Source organism: Falsiroseomonas sp. CW058, from assembly GCF_050563535.1.
GTDB lineage: Bacteria > Pseudomonadota > Alphaproteobacteria > Acetobacterales > Acetobacteraceae > Falsiroseomonas.
This window is the reverse complement of the sequence record NZ_JBNXUO010000030.1, coordinates 18,074-34,362: the sequence shown is the minus strand read 5'-3', so window position 1 is coordinate 34,362 and position 16,289 is coordinate 18,074. Positions and strand designations below refer to the sequence as shown.

Below are 16,289 nucleotides of genomic sequence, written 5' to 3'. Positions count from 1 at the left end.
AGCCTAGCCCAACGCGCCACCGGGCGGCGAGGCGGCGGCCCCTCCCGTCATCGGATCGTCATCCTCCGGCGCGCCGAGCAGGGGGCCAAGCACGGCGCGGGCGAAGGGGCGGGTGATCGGCGCCTGGCCGGCCAGCGCCGCCGCATCCAGCGCCGCCACCGCGGCGGCGACCGAGGCGGCGTCGCGCGGCAGGCGAGCCAGCAGGAAGCCCTGCACCTCCGCACCCACGCGCAGCTGCCGGTCGGCCAGGTGCTTGGCCAGCAGCGCGGCCAGCAGCGCATCCGACGGCGCGCCGATCCCCACCGCGAGCGTGGCGCGCAGGCGCGAGGCGAGGTCCGGCAGCCGCACCGGCCAGCGCGCCGGCGGCGGGCGGGAGGCCAGCAGCAGCCGCGCCCCCGCCTCCGCGCTGCGGTTGATGAGGTGGAACAGCGCGGCTTCCGGCGCCGCCTCCGCGTCGTCGAGCGCGGTGCCGGCGGCGGGCGCGAGCGCCAGCGCCTCGGTCAGCGCCGCCCCGTGCAGCAGCCGCCAGCCATGGCCCGCCGCGGCGGCGCGCAGCATGTGGGACTTGCCGGTGCCCGCCGGGCCGAACAGCGCGAGCCGGCCGAGCGGCCAGTCCGCCGGCCGGTCGAGCCAGGCCAGCGCCTCGGCGTTGGAGGGATCGGCCACCAGGTCCGCCCGCGCATGGGACGGCCGCCCGGCGAGCGGCAGGGGAAGCTGGCGGTGGACGGGCGGGTCGGCCGGCATGGCAGGGGAATGCGCCAGCCCGCGCGGCCCTGCAACCGCCGGCGGCCGCGGGCTCAGCTGCCGGTGCGCGGCGGGTCGAGGTAGAGCGGGCTTTCCAGGTAGCGGCGCAGCCAGTAGCGCGCGACGACGCCGATCGCCGCGGCCATCGGCACCGCCAGCAGCACGCCGAGGAAGCCGAAGGCGACGCCGCCCGCGAACAGCGCGAAGATCACCCAGACCGCGTGCAGCTCCACCCGGTCGCCGAGCAGGCGGGGATAGATGACGTAGCCCTCCACCACCTGGCCGATCACGAAGACGGCGACCACCAGCCCCACGCCGTGCCAGGTGCCGAACTGCGCCGCCGCCAGCACCACCGCCGTGACGAAGCCGGTCAGCGAGCCGACATAGGGGATGAAGGACAGCACCCCCGCCATCAGCCCGACCGTCAGGCCGAGCTCCAGCCCGACGACCTGCAGGCCGACCGCGTAGAACACCGCGAGGATGAGGCAGCACAGCAGCTGCCCCCGCAGCCAGGCCGACAGCACGCGGTCGGTGTCGCGGGACAGCTGGCGCAGCACATGGGCGGACCGGCGCGGCAGCCAGCTTTCCACCCGCGCGATCAGCCGTGGCCAGTCGCGCAGCAGGTAGAAGCCCACCACCGGCGTCACCACCAGCAGCGTGAACACGTTGAACAGCGCGATGCCGCCGCCGATCAGCCGCCCGACCGCGGTGGCCAGGAAGGTCACCATCTGCCCCGCCTGCCCCACCACCAGGTCGCGCAGCTGCGCGTCCACCACCTCGGGCCCGAAGGTTTCCTGCGCGCGTTCCAGCGCCTCCCTCACCAGCGTGCCGATGCCGACGACATAGGCGGGCAGGCGCTGGATCAGCACGCCGATCTGCGCGACCAGCAGCGGATAGAGCAGCAGCACCGCCAGCAGCGCCGCCGCGGTGAGGCCGAGGATCAGCAGGAAGGCGCCGAACCCGCGCGGGATGCCGAAGCGCGCCAGCCGCGTCGCCGGCGGGTCGAGGAAATAGGCGATGCAGGCCGCCAGCACGAAGGGCGTCAGGATCGCGGAGAACAGCCACAGCGCGAACAGCAGCGCGGCGAGCGTGCCGAGCACGAGTGCCATGCGCTGCCCGCGCGTCGCGCTGCGCGCGCCAGGCGATGGCGGCCAGCCGGGCGGCCGTGGCGGGTCCGCCGCCGGCTTCGGGTCCGGCAGGCGGGCCGGATCGGCCGGGCGAAGCGCGGTGCCGGGGGGGCGGGCCGCCCCGCTCATCCCGCGCCCCGCTTCACGGCCTGCGCCACATAGGCGGCGCCGGAGGCGAAGGTGGCGGCGGCCGTCGCCCAGACCAGCATGTCCAGCGCCAGCCAGTCCGCCTGGCCGTAGCCCGCCGCCAGCAGGGCCGCCGCCGCCAGCAGGATCTGCAGCGCGGTGTTCACCTTGGAGATCATGAGCGGGCGGATATGCGGCGGCTGGTGCAGCACGTAGAGCAGCAGCACGCCGCCCACGATCAGCAGGTCTCGGAACACCACCAGGATGGCCAGCCAGTCCGGCAGCACCCCGATCGCGGCGAGGGTGACGTAGACCGACACCAGCAGCGCCTTGTCCGCCACCGGGTCCAGCACCGCGCCGAGCTTCGAGCGCGCGTTGCGCACCCGCGCCAGCCAGCCGTCGATCCCGTCCGACAGCCCGGCCGCGACGAACATCCAGAAGGCGAGGTCGAGGCGGTGGTTGACGATCAGCCAGACGGTGCCCGGCACGGCGCAGAGCCGGGCGAAGGTGATGGCGTTCGGGATGGTGAACAGGACCGCCGCCGGCTCCGGCTCGCCGGGCGGGGTGGCGTGGCCGGGCGCGCCGCCCCCGGCCGGGCGGTCCTCAGCGGCCGCCGGCAAGGCTCAGGCGCCATCCCTCGCCCGGCCGCGCGTCGATCGGCCCCGGATTGAGCTGCAGCCCGGCCGCGCCGAGTTCCGCCGCCGCCTCGGGCGGCTGACTGCGGAGCGCGAGGCGAAGCCGCGCCATGTCGCCCGACACCGTCACCACCTCCACCCGCGCCACCGGCCCCGCGGAGCCGAGGCGGCGCGTGATCTCGACCCATTCCGGAAAGGAGCGATAGCGCGCCACGGCATCGACCGTGGTCACCGCCGGGCCGCCGCGGCCGGGCTGGGCCGCTGGCGAGGGTGCCGCCGCGGCCGCGCTGCCGGAAGGGGCGCGGGCACCGACCCGGGACGGGTTGAAGTTCACGGTGATGCGCGCCGCATAGCCGCGCGGGGTGATCCGCTCGCTCTCGATCACCAGCGACTGCACCATGGATTCGATCTGGCTGTCGGAGGCGCCGGTGGACAGGCCGAGCTGGCCCGCCATGCGCTCATAGGCAAGCCGCTGCCCGGCCGCGAGGGCGCGGTCCCGCGCGACCACGGCATTCTCCGCCGTGGCCTCGGCCGGGACGTTGCGCTGGACCAGCGGGTTCTCCTCCGGCGCCGTCTGGGCCGCGGCGGGTGCGGGCACGAAGACGGGGCCCAGCCCGGACGCGGCGAGGACGAGGCCCAGAAGCGCCGCGCGCAGGGCCGGCGCGGTTGCGGCAGCAGCGCCCGCGTGGTTCCTTCCGCCGCGACCGGGGACGCCGCCGGCGATCCCGGGGCCGGTTTCGAAGCCGATGTCGAACCGGGTGACCGGCATCGTTCCATCCTTGCCTGTTCCAAGCCGCATACCCGATCGGGGGCCGCCATGACCAGCCTGACCTACAGAGACGCGGGCGTTGACATCGAAGCCGGCGACGCGCTGGTGGATGCGATCAAGCCGCTGGCGCGCGCCACCGACAGGCCTGGAACGATGGGCGGCCTCGGCGGGTTCGGCGCGCTGTTCGACCTGCGCGCGGCGGGCTTCGCGGACCCCGTGCTGGTCTCCTCCACCGACGGGGTCGGCACCAAGCTGAAGATCGCGATCGAGGCCGGGATTCACGGCTTCGTCGGCCAGGACCTGGTGGCGATGTGCGTCAACGACCTGGTGGTGCAGGGGGCGGAGCCGCTGTTCTTCCTGGACTACTTCGCGACCGGCCGGCTCGAGGTCGCGCAGGCGCGGGAGGTGGTGGCCGGCATCGCCGAGGGCTGCCGCATCGCCGGCTGCGCCCTGGTGGGCGGCGAGACGGCGGAGATGCCGGGGCTCTACCGGTCGGGCGACTACGACCTGGCCGGCTTCTCCGTCGGCGCGGCGGAACGCGGCGCGCTGCTGCCGCGCGGCGATGTCGGGCCGGGGGACGTGCTGCTCGGCCTGTCCAGCTCCGGCGTGCATTCCAACGGCTTCTCCCTGGTGCGGCGGGTGCTGGAGGCGGCGGGGCTCGCCCTCGACGCCCCCGCCCCCTTCGCGCCGGGGACGAGCCTGGGGCGGGCGCTGCTCGCCCCCACGCGCATCTACGTGAAGCCGCTGCTGGCGCTGCACCGGGCGGGGCTGCTGAAGGCGGCGGCGCACATCACCGGTGGCGGCCTTCCGGGCAACGTCCCGCGCGTGCTGCCCGACGGCGTGGTGGCGGCGATCGATGCGCGGTCCTGGCCCGTGCCGCCCGTCTTCGCCTGGCTCGCCCGCGCCGGGGGCGTCGCGCCGGGGGAGATGGCGCGCGTCTTCAACTGCGGCATCGGCATGGTGGCGGCGGTGGCGGCGGCGGATGCGGAGCGTGCGGCGGCGATGCTGCGCGGGGCGGGCGAATCCGTCCACCGCATCGGCGTGGTGGAGGCCGGCGCGGGCAAGGCGTCGGTGCGGCTCGACAACCTCGCGGCCGGCTGGCCGGGCTGATGGCGCGGCGGCGCACCGCGGTCCTCGTCTCGGGCCGCGGCAGCAACATGGCGGCGCTGCTGGAGGCGGCCGCCGACCCCGCCTACCCGGCGGAGATCGTGCTGGTGCTGTCGAACCGCGCCGATGCGGGCGGGCTGGCGCGCGCGCGGGCGGCGGGCATCCCGACCGCGGTGGTGGAAAGCCGCCCCTTCCGCGGCGACCGCGCCGCCTTCGAGCACGCGATGGAGGCGGAACTCCTCGGGCACGGGGTGGAGCTGGTGGCGCTGGCGGGCTTTATGAGGGTGCTGACGGAAGGCTTCGTCGCGCGCTGGGGGGGACGGCTGGTGAACATCCACCCCTCCCTGCTGCCGAGCTTCCGGGGCGTGGACACCCATGCGCGCGCGCTGGCGGCCGGCGTCAGGCTGCATGGCTGCACGGTGCACCTGGTGAGCGCGGGCGTGGACGAGGGCCCGATCCTGGCTCAGGCCGCGGTGCCGGTGCTGCCGGACGACACCGAATCGACGCTCGCCGCCCGCGTGCTGGCGCAGGAGCACCGGATCTACCCCGCCGCGCTGGCCTGGCTGGCGGCGGGGCGGGTGCGGGTGGAGGGCGGGATCGCGCGCGTCGCGGCGCCGGTGGCGGAAGGCGCCCTGGCCAGCCCCTTGCCCGACGCCCCCGCGCTTCCTACAAACCGGGCCGAGGGTTGAACGGATCGATGGGCATCATGGCGGATCACGCGGACGCGGGCTACGAGATGGTCGAGGTGAAGGCCGAGGATCTCATGGCGGAACGCCAGGGCTTCTACGACGCCTTCATGAAGGGCTCGACCTGGTCGATCGGCGCGGTGGTGGTCGTGCTGATCCTGATGGCGATCTTCCTGGTTTAGACCGAAGGCGGCCCGTCACCGCCGGCCGCGGGCGGGACGAACCCGCGGCGGGCGGCGCGGCCGGGGCGCGGGCCCCGGCCCCCCGGCTTCAGCCGACGATGTCGGTGCCGGCGAAGAAGTAGGCGATCTCGGTCGCCGCGTTCTCGGCGCTGTCGGAGCCGTGGACCGAATTGGCCTCGATGCTCTCGGCGAACAGCTTGCGGATGGTGCCCTCGGCCGCGTTGGCGGGGTTGGTGGCGCCCATCAGCTCGCGGTTCTTCGCGACGGCGTCCTCGCCCTCCAGCACCTGCACCACGACGGGGCCGGACACCATGAAGTCCACCAGGTCGTTGTAGAAGGGCCGCGCGGCGTGGACCTTGTAGAACTCCTTCGCCTGGGCGCGGCTCATCCAGATGCGCTTCTGGGCGACGATGCGCAGGCCGTTCCCCTCGAAGACGGCGTTGATCTTGCCGGTGAGGTTCCGGCGGGTGGCGTCCGGCTTGATGATGGAGAAGGTGCGCTCGATGGCCATGGGGGCGTTCCTTGTTGCGGCTGCGAAGGTGCGGCCGGCGCATAGGCGGGGAACGGGCCCGGCGCAAGCCCCGGCATCCCCGGCGCCTCTCCGCGCGTTGGCGCGTCACCGCAGGGAGGCCGCGATGCCGGACGACACGCCACGGAAGACCGAGGTCGGGCGCAGCCCCGGCTACATCCCCCGCCCGCCCTCGAAGGAGGACGTGGAGAAGGTGAGCGAGCAGCAGGGGATGATCACCGACGAATGGGCCCCCGCCCCGACGGAGGGGACGAAGGCCGAGGGGGACACGGAAGGCCAGCCCGGATAGGGGGGCGCCCCGCCCGGCCCTCCCCCCGGGACGGGGGAGGGTATATGAGGCGGCGCCATGACCGTCCTGTCCATCCGCAACCTGGTGATCCGCCTTGGCGGCCGCGCGCTGATCGAGGGCGCGGACCTCACGCTCGACACCGGGCGGAAGCTCGGCCTGGTCGGGCGCAACGGCGCGGGCAAGTCCACGCTGCTGAAGGCCGTGACCGGGCAATTGCAGCCGGATGGCGGGGACATCCGGCTGGCCGCCCGCGCGCGGCTCGGCCATGTCGCGCAGGAGGCGCCGGGGGGCGAGGGCAGCCTGCTGGAGGCCGTGCTGGCGGCCGACACCGAACGCGCCGCCCTGCTGGCCGAGTTGGACGGCCACCCCGATCCGCACCGCGCGGCCGAGATCCACGAACGCCTGATCGCCATCCGCGCCGACAGCGCGCCGGCGCGGGCGGCGACCGTTCTCGCCGGCCTCGGCTTCGACGCGGAGGCGCAGGCGCGGCCGCTCTCCTCCTATTCCGGCGGCTGGCGGATGCGGGTCGCGCTGGCGCGCGCGCTGTTCCTGGAGCCCGACCTGCTGCTGCTGGACGAGCCGACCAACCACCTCGACCTGGAAGCGACGATGTGGCTGGAGGGATGGCTGGCGCGCTTCCCGGGCGCGGCCATCGTGGTCAGCCACGACCGCGGGCTGCTGGACCGCGCGGTGGATGTCATCGCGCATCTCGACCGCGGGAAGATCACCACCTATCCGGGCAACTACGAGGCCTTCGTGCGCATCCGCACGGAACGCGCGGCGCAGCAGGAAGCCGCACGGGCGAAGATCGCGCAGCAGCGCGCGCACATGCAGGCCTTCGTGGACCGCTTCCGCTACAAGGCGTCGAAGGCGCGGCAGGCGCAGTCCCGGCTGAAGGCGCTGGAGAAGCTGCCCGCCCTCGACGCCGTGGTGGAGGACCACGCGAGCAGCTTCGCCTTCCCCGAGCCCGAGGCGCTGTCGCCCCCGATCGTCGCGATCGAGCGCGCGGAGGTCGGCTATGGCGGGGCGCCGGTGCTGCGCGGGCTCGACCTGCGGATCGACCAGGACGACCGCATCGCGCTGCTCGGCGCCAACGGCAACGGCAAGTCCACGCTGGCGAAGCTGCTGGCCGGGCGGCTCGGCGCCGCGCGGGGCGAGGTGAAGCGGGCGGCGCGGCTGCGCGTGGGCTTCTTCGCGCAGCACCAGTCCGAGGACCTGGACATGGACGGCACGCCGCTGTCGCACATGCGCGCCGCCCTGCCGCGCGCGACGGACGCGCAGTGCCGCAGCCAGCTCGCCCGCTTCGGGCTGACGGCGGAGAAGGCGGAAACCCAGCTCGCCAAGTGCTCGGGCGGGGAGAAGGCGCGGCTGCTGCTCGCGCTCTGCACGCGCGATGCGCCGCAGCTGCTGATCCTGGACGAGCCGACCAACCACCTCGACATCGATGCGCGGGAGGCGCTGGTGCGCGCGCTGGCGGAATTCGGCGGGGCGGTGCTGCTGATCACCCATGACCCGCATCTCGTGGAGCTGGTGGCGGACCGGCTGTGGCTGGTGGCCGACGGCACGGTGAAGCCCTTCGACGGCGACCTCGACGAGTACCGCGCGCTGCTGGCCGAACGCGCGCGCGGCCCGGGCCGGGCGGAGGCCGCGGGCGGGGCGCGCGGCGCGCAGGAACGGCGCGAGCGGGCGGAGAACCGGGCGCAGCAGGCGCCGCTGCGCCAGCGGCTGCGGGAAGTCGAGAAGCTGCTGGAACGGCTCGGGCTCGAAGCCGGGCTGATCGAGAAGCGGCTGGCCGACCCCGACACCTATGCGAAGCGCAAGGCCGAGGACATCGCCTGGGCCACCACGCGCCGCGCGGCCATCGCGAAGGAGGTGGCCGCGCTGGAGGAAGAATGGCTGACGCTGTCGGAAAGGCTCGACGCTGCGTGATCACGAAATTGTGAATATGGAACGCGTGCGGTTCTGCACCGTCCCGTCAGTAGCTATTGCTTCCAGTAATCCCCATCCCGACAGGCTCCCCCGCCAATTGCCCAATGACCGCATCCGACTGCTGATCCTCTCCGCCGTGCTGTTCGTGCTGGCGGCGATGGTCGGCCTGCGCGCATCCTTTCTGATGGAGGAACGCGAGACGGTCCTGCTCCGCGCGGAATCCGCGTTGCGCGACATGGCGCGGGTGACCGAGGAACATGTCAGCCGCGTCTTCGAGACGTCGGACCTCGTGGCGGACTACATCGCGGACCGCGTCGCGCAGGCGGGCGGCGCGGCGCGCATCCATGGCGACCCCGCGATGCACCACTGGCTGCGCGACCTGTCGCAGCGCATGGCCGGCGACTACCTGATGATCGTCGATGCCGCCGGCCGCCCGGTGTCGCTGACGGCGCAGAACCCGCCGCCGGCGGTGGACCTGTCCGACCGCCGCTGGTTCCGCATCCATGCCGCGGGCGAGGAGCGGCATGTGGGGGAGGCGCTGCACAGCCGCATCACCGACGAGGTACTGTTCACCTACAGCCGCGCCCTGCGCGGCGGGGTTGGCTTCGACGGCGCCGTGCAGGTCGCGATGCGGACCGGCTTCTTCCAGCGCGAGGCGCTGCTGGCCGAACTCGGCAGCGGCACCGCGCTCGGCCTGTTCGACGCGGAGGGTCGGGTTCTGGCCCGGACGGGGCTGCGCCCGGACCAGCTCGACACGCGGCTGCCGGCGCAGGTGCTCCGGGCGGCGCCGGGGCCGGGCGGGGTCGCCATCGCCACCTTCGTCTCGCCCTTCGACGGGGTGGAACGGCTGGCGGCGACGCGGCGGCTGGAGGACTGGCCGGTGCTGGTCAGTGCCAGCATCCCGAAGGCGGCGGTGCTGGCGGGCTGGTGGCGCGCCGTTTGGTGGTCCGTCGCGCTGCTCGGTGGCATCGCGACGGCCGCGCTGCTGGCGACCTTCCAGGCGCTCCGCATGATGCGGCGGGAGGCAGGGGTGCGGGCGGAGCTTGCGGCCGCCAACTCGGCGCTGCGCGCGGGCGCCGCCGCGCTCGAGACGCGGGTGGCGGAGCGCACGCGCGACCTGGCGGCGGCGCGCGACGAGCTGGCCGAGCGGGAGCGGCGCTTCCGCGCCATCTTCGACAGCACCTTCCAGTTCGTCGGCCTGCTGGCGCCCGACGGCACGCTGCTGGAGGCGAACGAGACCGCGCTCGCCTTCGGCGGCTTCGGGCGGGAGGAGGTGATCGGCCGCCCCTTCTGGGAGGCGCGCTGGTGGGACACCGACGAGGCGACGCGCCAGCGCCTGCGGGACGCCATCGCCGCCGCCGCCGCCGGCCGGCCGCAACGCTACGAGGTGGTGGTGCGCGGCGCGGGGGACGTGCTGGCGACGATCGACTTCTCCCTGAAGCCGATCCGCGACGCCGACGGGCGCGTGGTGCTGCTGGTGCCCGAGGGCCACGACGTGACCGACCTGAAGGCGGCCGAGGCCCGCCTGCGCGAGGCGCAGAAGACCGAGATGCTGGGCCAGCTGACCGGCGGCGTCGCGCATGACTTCAACAACCTGCTGATGGCCGTGCTCGGCAACCTCGCCCTGCTGCGAAAGCGCATGCCGGAGGACCCGCGCCTGCTGCGCCTGCTCGACGGCGCGCAGCAGGGCGCCGAACGCGGCGCGGCGCTGACCCAGCGCCTGCTGGCCTTCGCCCGCCGGCAGGAACTGCGGCCCGAGCCGGTGGACCTGCCCGGCCTGCTGGATGGCGTACGGTCGCTGCTGGAACGCTCGGCCGGGGCGGGCATCCGCCTGCGCTTCGACCTGCCGGCGGGGCTCGCCCCCGCGATGGCGGATGCGAACCAGCTGGAGCTGGCGCTGCTGAACCTGGTGGTGAACGCCCGCGACGCCATGCCGGACGGGGGGGAGGTCGCGATCACGGTCGCCGAACGGCTCTCATCCTGCCCCGGGGCGCCGCCGGGGCTGCTGCCGGGCCCCTACCTGGTGCTGTCGGTCCGCGACAGCGGCACCGGGATGGACGAGGCGACGCTGGCGCGGGCGACGGAGCCCTTCTTCACCACCAAGGGGCCGGGGCGCGGGTCGGGGCTCGGCTTGTCGATGGTGCAGGGCCTGGCGCAGCAGTCGGGCGGCGGCCTCGCGCTCCGCAGCACCCCTGGGGAGGGCACGGTCGTCGAGATCTGGCTGCCGCGCGCCGCGGGCCGGCCGGTCGGCGCCGCGCCTGCGGCCGCGCCGGAGCCGCCGCGGCCGCAGGCGCCGCCGCGGCGCGTGCTGGTGGTGGATGACGACCCGCTGGTGGCCGCCGGGACCGCGCTGATGCTGGAGGATCTGGGCCACCGCCCCGTGGTCGTGGCCAGCGCGGCCGAGGCGTTGCTGACGCTGGCGGGCGACCCGCGGATCGACATGGTGCTGACCGACCATGCGATGCCGGGGATGACGGGGCTGGAACTGGCCGAGCGTCTGCGGCGGGAACGGCCGGACCTGCCGGTCGCGCTGGCGACGGGCTATGCGGACCTCGCGGCCGGGACCTCGTCCTGGCTGCCCCGGCTCAACAAGCCCTATAGGCAGGAGGATCTGGCAGGGATGATCGCGCGGCTGTCGCGGCAGGATGCCGCGGGGGTCCCCGCCAAGGCTCAATGATGCGGTCGGGCCGGCAGGGCCGCGTCGCGCAGCGCCTCCTCGGCGAGGGTGCGGCGGAGGAAGGTGGGCCAAAGCGCACGCGGCGTCGCGGGTTCCGGCGCCGCGCGGCGCTCCGCCTCCCCCCGGCTGGTGTCCCTGGCCTCCGCGGCCGGGGTCGCGCGACGTGCCTCCGCGTCCATCCCGAAGCCCTCCCGCCGGCCGCGGCTCCCTTGGGGGCAGCGTGGCGTCGTGCCGATCCAGTTGCGTGCGTCGCCCTGCGGCGACACGGCATTGCTGCACGATCGCCGGACCGTTCTGCAACGGCAGGTTGCGGAATGACGCGGACTTGACCGCCGCCCCCACCCGCGCGAGACGCGACCGAACCAAGGGAGGACCCGCCATGCCGATCCGCCGCCGCAGCCTTGCCATCGGCGCCCTCGCGCCGGTCGCCGCATCCGCGCTCGCCCTGCCCGCCCTGGCGCAGTCCGACCGGCCGGTGCGGCTGATCGTGCCGGCGCCGCCGGGCGGGCCGACCGACATCCTCGCCCGCGTCACGGCGGAACGCGCGGCCGTGCTGCTCGGCCAGCCCGTGGTGGTGGACAACCGCGCCGGCGCCGGCGGCGTGATCGGGGCGGAAGCGACCTTCCGCGCCCCGGCCGACGGGCTGACGCTGATGGTCGGCCACAACCAGACCCATGCCTCGAACCAGCACATGATGGCGCGCCTGCCCTTCCATGTGGTGGACGGCTTCACGCCCGTGGCGGGGCTGGCCACGGTGCACCACGCGACGGTGGTGGCGGCGGGGCACCGCGCGCGGTCCATGTCGGACCTGATCGCCATGGGACGCAACGGCGGGCGCGTGACCTACGCCTCCTCCCAGGCGGGATCGGCGAGCCATGTGATCGCGGAGACCTTCGTGCGCCGGTCGGGGATGGAGGCGACGCATGTGCCCTATCGCGGCGCGGCGCCGGCGGCGACCGACACGGTGGCGGGGGTGGTGGATTTCTACGTCGCGACCTTCCCGACTGTCTCCGCCCTGGTGCGGGAAGGGCGGCTGCGCGCGCTGTCCATCGGCGCGGCGGCGCGCGTGCCGGACTTCCCCGAGATCCCGACCACGGCCGAGGCCGGCGTGCCCTTCATGGCGGTGGATGCCTGGTTCGGCCTGTTCGCGCCCGCCGGCCTGCCCGCAGCCGCGACGGAACGGCTGGCGCGCGCCTTCCTCGCCCCGCTGGAGGAGGCGGAGGTGCAGCGCCGCCTGGCCGCCGCCGGCTTCACCCTGATGCCGATGCAGCCCCCCGCCTTCGCCGCCTTCCAGCGCGCCGAGGTCGCGCGCTGGGCGGAGATGGTGCAGCTGACCGGCGTGCGGCTGGAGGACTGACCGGGGCCGGACCGGTTCCCGTTCCTGGCTCGGAAAAAAACGAGGCTCACGCGACCGCGAGTTGCAGTCGCGCGCGCGACGCGCCAAAGCCTGCTGACAGGGATGTGAGGGAAAGACGAAGCGTTGGACGGCGGGCTGACGCGGACCGCGAAGGGCGATCGCCGCGCCGCGCGTGCGCCAAGCCTGCGGCGCCGCATGCTTGTGCTCGTCACCACGCTGACCGCCGCGCTGCTGTCGCTGGCGGGACTTGCGGTCTGGGAAGCGCATGAGACGTCGCGCCAGCGGGCGGCGGAGCAGATGCTCGGCACCGCGCGGGCGATGGCGCTGCTGGTGGACCAGGAATTCGCCCGCGCCGAGGCGCTGCTGCAGGGGGTCGCGGCCGATCCGGACGTGGCGGCGGGCGATGCGCAGGCCTTCCTCAACAGCGCCACGCGGCTGGGCCGCGCGCTGGACGGGCTGGTGATGGCGATGGCGGAGGCGCCGGGCTTCCAGCTTGCCAACACGCTGCGCGGCACCCTGCCCCCCGGGCACCCGATGGCGCCGGGGCTGGACGCGGTGTTCGGGACGGGCCGCACCACCATCAGCAACCTCTATTCCGGCACGGTCACCGGCCGGCCGGCCGTGTCCATCGCCGTGCCGATCCCGCGCGAGGAGGGGCCGCCGCGATACGCCATCGGCATCACGCTGAACCGCGCGCGGCTGACCGAGGCGCTGACCCGCCAGCACCTGCCGCCCGGCGCCGTGGCCGCGGTGCTGGACGGACGGCACGTCGTCGTCGCCCGCACCCGGCGCGAGGAGGAGGTGGTGGGCCTTCCCGCCACCCCCGCCGTCGCCCGCGGCCTGGCGGAACGCGGCGAGGGCGTGGTGGAGAAGCTGGTCAACCAGGATGGCGAGGTCTCGGTCGTCGCCTATGCCCGCGCGCCGACGAGCGGCTACGCGGTGGCGCTGGCCGTGCCGGAGGCGCTGTTCGCGCAGGCGCGCAACGCATCCCTGACGCAGCTTGCCACCCAGGCGCTGCCGGTGGCGGCGGGGGGGCTGCTGCTGGCCTTCCTGCTCGGCCTGCGGCTGCGCGGGGCGCTGGCGGCGCTGCCGGGCGGCGGGGCGGGCCCGCGCATCGCCGAGGTCGAGGAGCTGGCGCGCGCGCTGTCGGCCGCGAATGCCGCCCGCGCGGGCAGCGAGGCCGCGCTGCGCGACCGCACCGCCTGGCTGGAGGCGACGCAGCGGGCGGCGCAGGTGGGCACCTGGGACCACGACCTCCGCACGCGGGAGGTCCGCTGGTCGGAGACGATGTGGACGCTCTACGGCCTAGACCCCGCGGGGGCAGGGCCGCTGACCCCGCGCTTCTTCCGTTCGCTGGTGCTGGAGGAGGACCTGCCGGCGGTGGATGCGGGGATGGCGGAGGCGCTGCGCAGCGGCACCTATGCGCTGGAATTCCGCATTCGCCGCGGCGACGGCGCGGTGCGCTGGATGCGCGCGCAGGGCGTGCTGGAACGGGCGGAGGACGGCACGCCGCTGCGCCTGCTCGGCGCCAATCTCGACATCACGGAACGGCGGGAACTGGCAGCGGAGCGCGAGGCGCTGCTGGCGCAGAAGGACCTGCTGGTGCAGGAGATGCACCACCGCGTGAAGAACAGCCTCCAGCTCGTGCAGGGGCTGCTGCTGCTGCAGGCGCGCGGGGCGGAGCCGGGGCTGGCCGCGCGGCTGCGGGAGGCGGCGGGGCGGATCGTCTCCATCGCCTCGGTCCACCGGCGGCTCTACGAAGGCGGGCCGGGGCCGCAGCAGGACGCGGCCGACCACCTGGCGGGGCTGGTCGAGGACCTGAGCCGGTCGGTCGGCCATGCGGCGCGGGAGATCCGGCTGGAAGCCGCGCCGGGGCTGCGCCTGTCGCCGGAACGCATGGCCGCGCTCGGCCTGCTCGCGACGGAGCTGGTGACCAATGCGCTGAAGCACGGGGCGGGGTGCATCACGCTGCGGCTGGCCCATGACGCGGAGCAGGCGGAGCTGGTGGTGCAGGACGAGGGCCCGGGCTTCCCGCCCGGCTTCGATCCGGCCCGGTCGCAGGGCCTCGGGATGCGGGTGGCGCTGGCCATGGCGCGGCAGCTGCGCGGGACGCTGCGGGTGGCCGAAGGGCCGGGCGGGCGCGTGACGGCGATGCTGCCTATCCTCCCCCCTTCCTCTCCCACCCCCGCGGACCCTGCTGCCAGTAGGTGAGCGCGTGGCCCGCGGCCTTGGCCGCGCGCCAGCGCAGCCGCGCCGCGGCGACCGCGGCCTCGTCCCCGCCGTCGAACAGGTCGAGGATGCGGTCGAAGGCATCCGCCCGCGCGATGGCGGCGCCGTCGAGCAGGAACAGGAAGCGCGCGCCGTTCGGCGCACCGGATGCCGGCGCGTCCTCCGCCGTCAGCCAGATCGGCTGGAGTTCCGCATGGCCGGTGCGGGGGGTGCCGTGCGGCAGCCAGTCCGGATCGGCGCAGGTCCAGAGTGCGGCGTCGAGCGCATCGAGCCGTTCCTGGCCGCCGCAGAGCACCATCGCCCGCCCGCCGCCCGCCAGCACCCGGCCGAGCAGCTTCGGCAGCGCCTGGTCCAGCGGCGTGCGGGTCAGGTGGTAGAAGCCGTAATCCGCCATGCCGGCGCGGTCTACACGGCCGCGCCGCGGCGGGCCACCGGCGGGTGGTGGTCCTCGTCCTCGAACCGCGCCGCCACCAGCGCATCCAGCAGCCGCACGCCGAAGCCCGTGGGCCCGGCGGGGCCGAGCGGGTGCGGCGCGTCCTGCGTGTCCACCCCCGCGATGTCGAGATGCGCCCAGGGAATGCCGGCGGTGAATTCGCGGAGGAAGGCGGCGGCATGGCTGGCATCGGGGATGAAGCGCGCGGGCCACCCCCCCTCCCCGCGCGCCGGGGGCACGCATTGGCGCAGGTCGGCGATGGCGGAGGCGAGGTCGGCGCGGTGCCCCTCCCCGATCGGCAGCGGCCACAGCGGCTCTCCCACCGCTTCCCCGGCGGCGGCGAGGGAGGACAGCAGCGCGGCGTCGGTGCCGAACAGCCCGGCGCGGTGATGGCCGAGCGCGGAGACGACGGCGCCGGTCAGGGTCGCGAGGTCGACCATCGCGCGCGGGCGGAAGCGGCGGGCCGCGTGGTGCAGCGCATCGGCCAGCACCAGCCGGCCCTCGGCGTCGGTGTCCACCACCTCCACCGTCGTCCCCGCCGCCATCCGCAGCACGTCGCCAGGGCGGTAGCTGGTGGCGCCGGTCGCGTTCTCCGCGATCGCCAGCACGGCGACCGTGGGCGCGGGGGAACGGCGGAGCGCGAGCGCCAGCATCGCGCCGGCGCAGGCCGCGGCGCCGGCCATGTCGGCGCGCATCGCCTCCATCCCCTGCGCGGGCTTGATGGAGATGCCGCCGGTGTCGAAGACGATGCCCTTGCCGATGAAGGCGACCGGCCGCGCCGCGATGCGGCCCCGCCAGCGCAGCACGACGAGGCGCGGCGGCTCCTCCGCCCCCGCCCCCACCGCGAGAAGCCCGCCGAAGCCGCCGCGCAGCAGGCGCCGGCGGCCCAGCACCTCCACCTCGATCCCGTGGGCGGCCAGCGCGCGCAGCCGCTTCGCGAAGCGGCGGGGGGTCAGGCGGTTCGCCGGCTCCGCCACCAGATCCCGCGCGAGGAGGCAGCCGCGCACCGCGGCGGACCGCTCCTCCCACGCCGTGCGGACGGCGGCGGGCGAATCGGCCAGCAGGCTGAGCCGCGACAGCCCCGGCGCGACATCGCGCGTGCGGAGCGCATCGAAGCGCCAGGCGCGCAGGCAGGCGCCGGCCGCGAACGCGGCGGCGGCATCGGGCGCGAGGCCGCGCGCATCGAGCACGAGATGGGGAATGGCGGCGAAGCGGGCGGCGGCCGCGGCGCCGGCCGTCTCATGGTCCAGCGCGCGCGGGGCGGCACCGAGCCCGACAAGGGCGAAGCGCACCGGGGCGCCCTCGACGCCCAGCGGCGGCGCGGCGAGTTCCAGCACCTGCCCCGCTTCCGCCCGGAAGCCGGCGGCCCCGGCGATGGCGGGCAGCGCCGCGCCGGCCGCGACCGGCACCGCGCGGGGCAGCGCGGCGTCGGGCGGGGTGCGGCGGATGTCGAGATCCAGCACGGAAGGC

The 16,289-nt window shown here is 75.3% G+C and carries 16 protein-coding genes; 8 read left to right on the top strand and 8 right to left on the bottom strand.

The window, feature by feature from the left end; translation table 11 throughout:
- Window positions 1-3 precede the first annotated feature (3 nt).
- The 4 genes from ACK8OX_RS20120 to ACK8OX_RS20105 are packed head-to-tail and all read right to left on the bottom strand — an operon-like array spanning window position 4 to window position 3,401.
- Window positions 4-744 (bottom strand): HdaA/DnaA family protein, encoded by a 741-nt coding sequence (locus ACK8OX_RS20120; protein WP_430666029.1) that lies wholly within the window; start codon window positions 742-744, stop codon window positions 4-6.
- A gap of 53 nt (window positions 745-797) precedes the next feature.
- Window positions 798-2,000: an AI-2E family transporter gene (locus tag ACK8OX_RS20115; protein ID WP_430666028.1), complete on the bottom strand. Its 1,203-nt coding sequence runs from the start codon at window positions 1,998-2,000 to the stop codon at window positions 798-800.
- Window positions 1,997-2,617 (bottom strand): CDP-alcohol phosphatidyltransferase family protein, encoded by a 621-nt coding sequence (locus tag ACK8OX_RS20110; protein WP_430666027.1) that lies wholly within the window; start codon window positions 2,615-2,617, stop codon window positions 1,997-1,999. Before ACK8OX_RS20110 ends, ACK8OX_RS20115 begins: the two co-directional genes overlap by 4 nt.
- Entirely contained in the window at window positions 2,601-3,401 is an 801-nt protein-coding gene (locus ACK8OX_RS20105; RefSeq protein ID WP_430666026.1) for a hypothetical protein, read from the bottom strand. Before ACK8OX_RS20105 ends, ACK8OX_RS20110 begins: the two co-directional genes overlap by 17 nt.
- A gap of 48 nt (window positions 3,402-3,449) precedes the next feature.
- Here ACK8OX_RS20105 and purM point away from each other — a divergent pair, with 48 nt between their 5' ends.
- From purM to ACK8OX_RS20090, 3 genes are read left to right on the top strand one after another with little or no spacing between them, the layout of a single operon-like run.
- Window positions 3,450-4,511, top strand: coding sequence for a phosphoribosylformylglycinamidine cyclo-ligase (purM, locus tag ACK8OX_RS20100; RefSeq protein ID WP_430666025.1), 1,062 nt, complete (start codon window positions 3,450-3,452; stop codon window positions 4,509-4,511).
- On the top strand, window positions 4,511-5,197 hold the full coding sequence (purN, locus tag ACK8OX_RS20095; protein ID WP_430666024.1) for a phosphoribosylglycinamide formyltransferase: 687 nt from the start codon (window positions 4,511-4,513) through the stop codon (window positions 5,195-5,197). The genes purM and purN overlap by 1 nt, the downstream gene beginning before the upstream one ends.
- A 17-nt stretch (window positions 5,198-5,214) precedes the next feature.
- Entirely contained in the window at window positions 5,215-5,376 is a 162-nt protein-coding gene (locus ACK8OX_RS20090; protein ID WP_430666023.1) for an aa3-type cytochrome c oxidase subunit IV, read from the top strand.
- Window positions 5,377-5,464: 88 nt separating this feature from the next.
- Here ACK8OX_RS20090 and ndk read toward each other — a convergent pair whose 3' ends face one another.
- On the bottom strand, window positions 5,465-5,887 hold the full coding sequence (gene ndk, locus ACK8OX_RS20085) for a nucleoside-diphosphate kinase (RefSeq protein ID WP_430666022.1): 423 nt from the start codon (window positions 5,885-5,887) through the stop codon (window positions 5,465-5,467).
- Between the two features lie 124 nt (window positions 5,888-6,011).
- Here ndk and ACK8OX_RS20080 point away from each other — a divergent pair, with 124 nt between their 5' ends.
- The 3 genes from ACK8OX_RS20080 (at window position 6,012) to ACK8OX_RS20070 (ending at window position 10,800) form a co-directional block, all read left to right on the top strand.
- Window positions 6,012-6,194, top strand: coding sequence for a hypothetical protein (locus ACK8OX_RS20080; RefSeq protein ID WP_430666021.1), 183 nt, complete (start codon window positions 6,012-6,014; stop codon window positions 6,192-6,194).
- 57 nt (window positions 6,195-6,251) lie between these two features.
- Window positions 6,252-8,123 (top strand): ABC-F family ATP-binding cassette domain-containing protein, encoded by a 1,872-nt coding sequence (locus tag ACK8OX_RS20075; protein WP_430666020.1) that lies wholly within the window; start codon window positions 6,252-6,254, stop codon window positions 8,121-8,123.
- A gap of 97 nt (window positions 8,124-8,220) precedes the next feature.
- Window positions 8,221-10,800 carry an ATP-binding protein gene (locus tag ACK8OX_RS20070; protein ID WP_430666019.1) on the top strand — a complete coding sequence of 860 codons (2,580 nt, stop codon included), beginning with the start codon at window positions 8,221-8,223 and terminating at the stop codon, window positions 10,798-10,800.
- Here the strand turns inward: ACK8OX_RS20070 and ACK8OX_RS20065 are convergent.
- Window positions 10,794-10,979: a hypothetical protein gene (locus ACK8OX_RS20065; RefSeq protein WP_430666018.1), complete on the bottom strand. Its 186-nt coding sequence runs from the start codon at window positions 10,977-10,979 to the stop codon at window positions 10,794-10,796. The two genes, ACK8OX_RS20070 and ACK8OX_RS20065, sit on opposite strands and share 7 nt — an antisense overlap.
- A gap of 200 nt (window positions 10,980-11,179) precedes the next feature.
- Here ACK8OX_RS20065 and ACK8OX_RS20060 point away from each other — a divergent pair, with 200 nt between their 5' ends.
- Both ACK8OX_RS20060 and ACK8OX_RS20055 read left to right on the top strand, forming a co-directional pair.
- Window positions 11,180-12,157 (top strand): Bug family tripartite tricarboxylate transporter substrate binding protein, encoded by a 978-nt coding sequence (locus ACK8OX_RS20060; protein WP_430666017.1) that lies wholly within the window; start codon window positions 11,180-11,182, stop codon window positions 12,155-12,157.
- A 195-nt stretch (window positions 12,158-12,352) separates the two neighbouring features.
- Window positions 12,353-14,368, top strand: coding sequence for a sensor histidine kinase (locus tag ACK8OX_RS20055; protein ID WP_430666016.1), 2,016 nt, complete (start codon window positions 12,353-12,355; stop codon window positions 14,366-14,368).
- Here the strand turns inward: ACK8OX_RS20055 and ACK8OX_RS20050 are convergent.
- Both ACK8OX_RS20050 and ACK8OX_RS20045 read right to left on the bottom strand, forming a co-directional pair.
- Entirely contained in the window at window positions 14,316-14,780 is a 465-nt protein-coding gene (locus ACK8OX_RS20050; protein WP_430666015.1) for a DNA polymerase III subunit chi, read from the bottom strand. The genes ACK8OX_RS20055 and ACK8OX_RS20050 overlap by 53 nt on opposite strands.
- An 11-nt stretch (window positions 14,781-14,791) precedes the next feature.
- A complete protein-coding gene (locus tag ACK8OX_RS20045; protein WP_430666014.1) occupies window positions 14,792-16,282 on the bottom strand; it encodes a leucyl aminopeptidase family protein in 1,491 nt (496 codons plus the stop codon).
- Window positions 16,283-16,289: the final 7 nt, after the last annotated feature.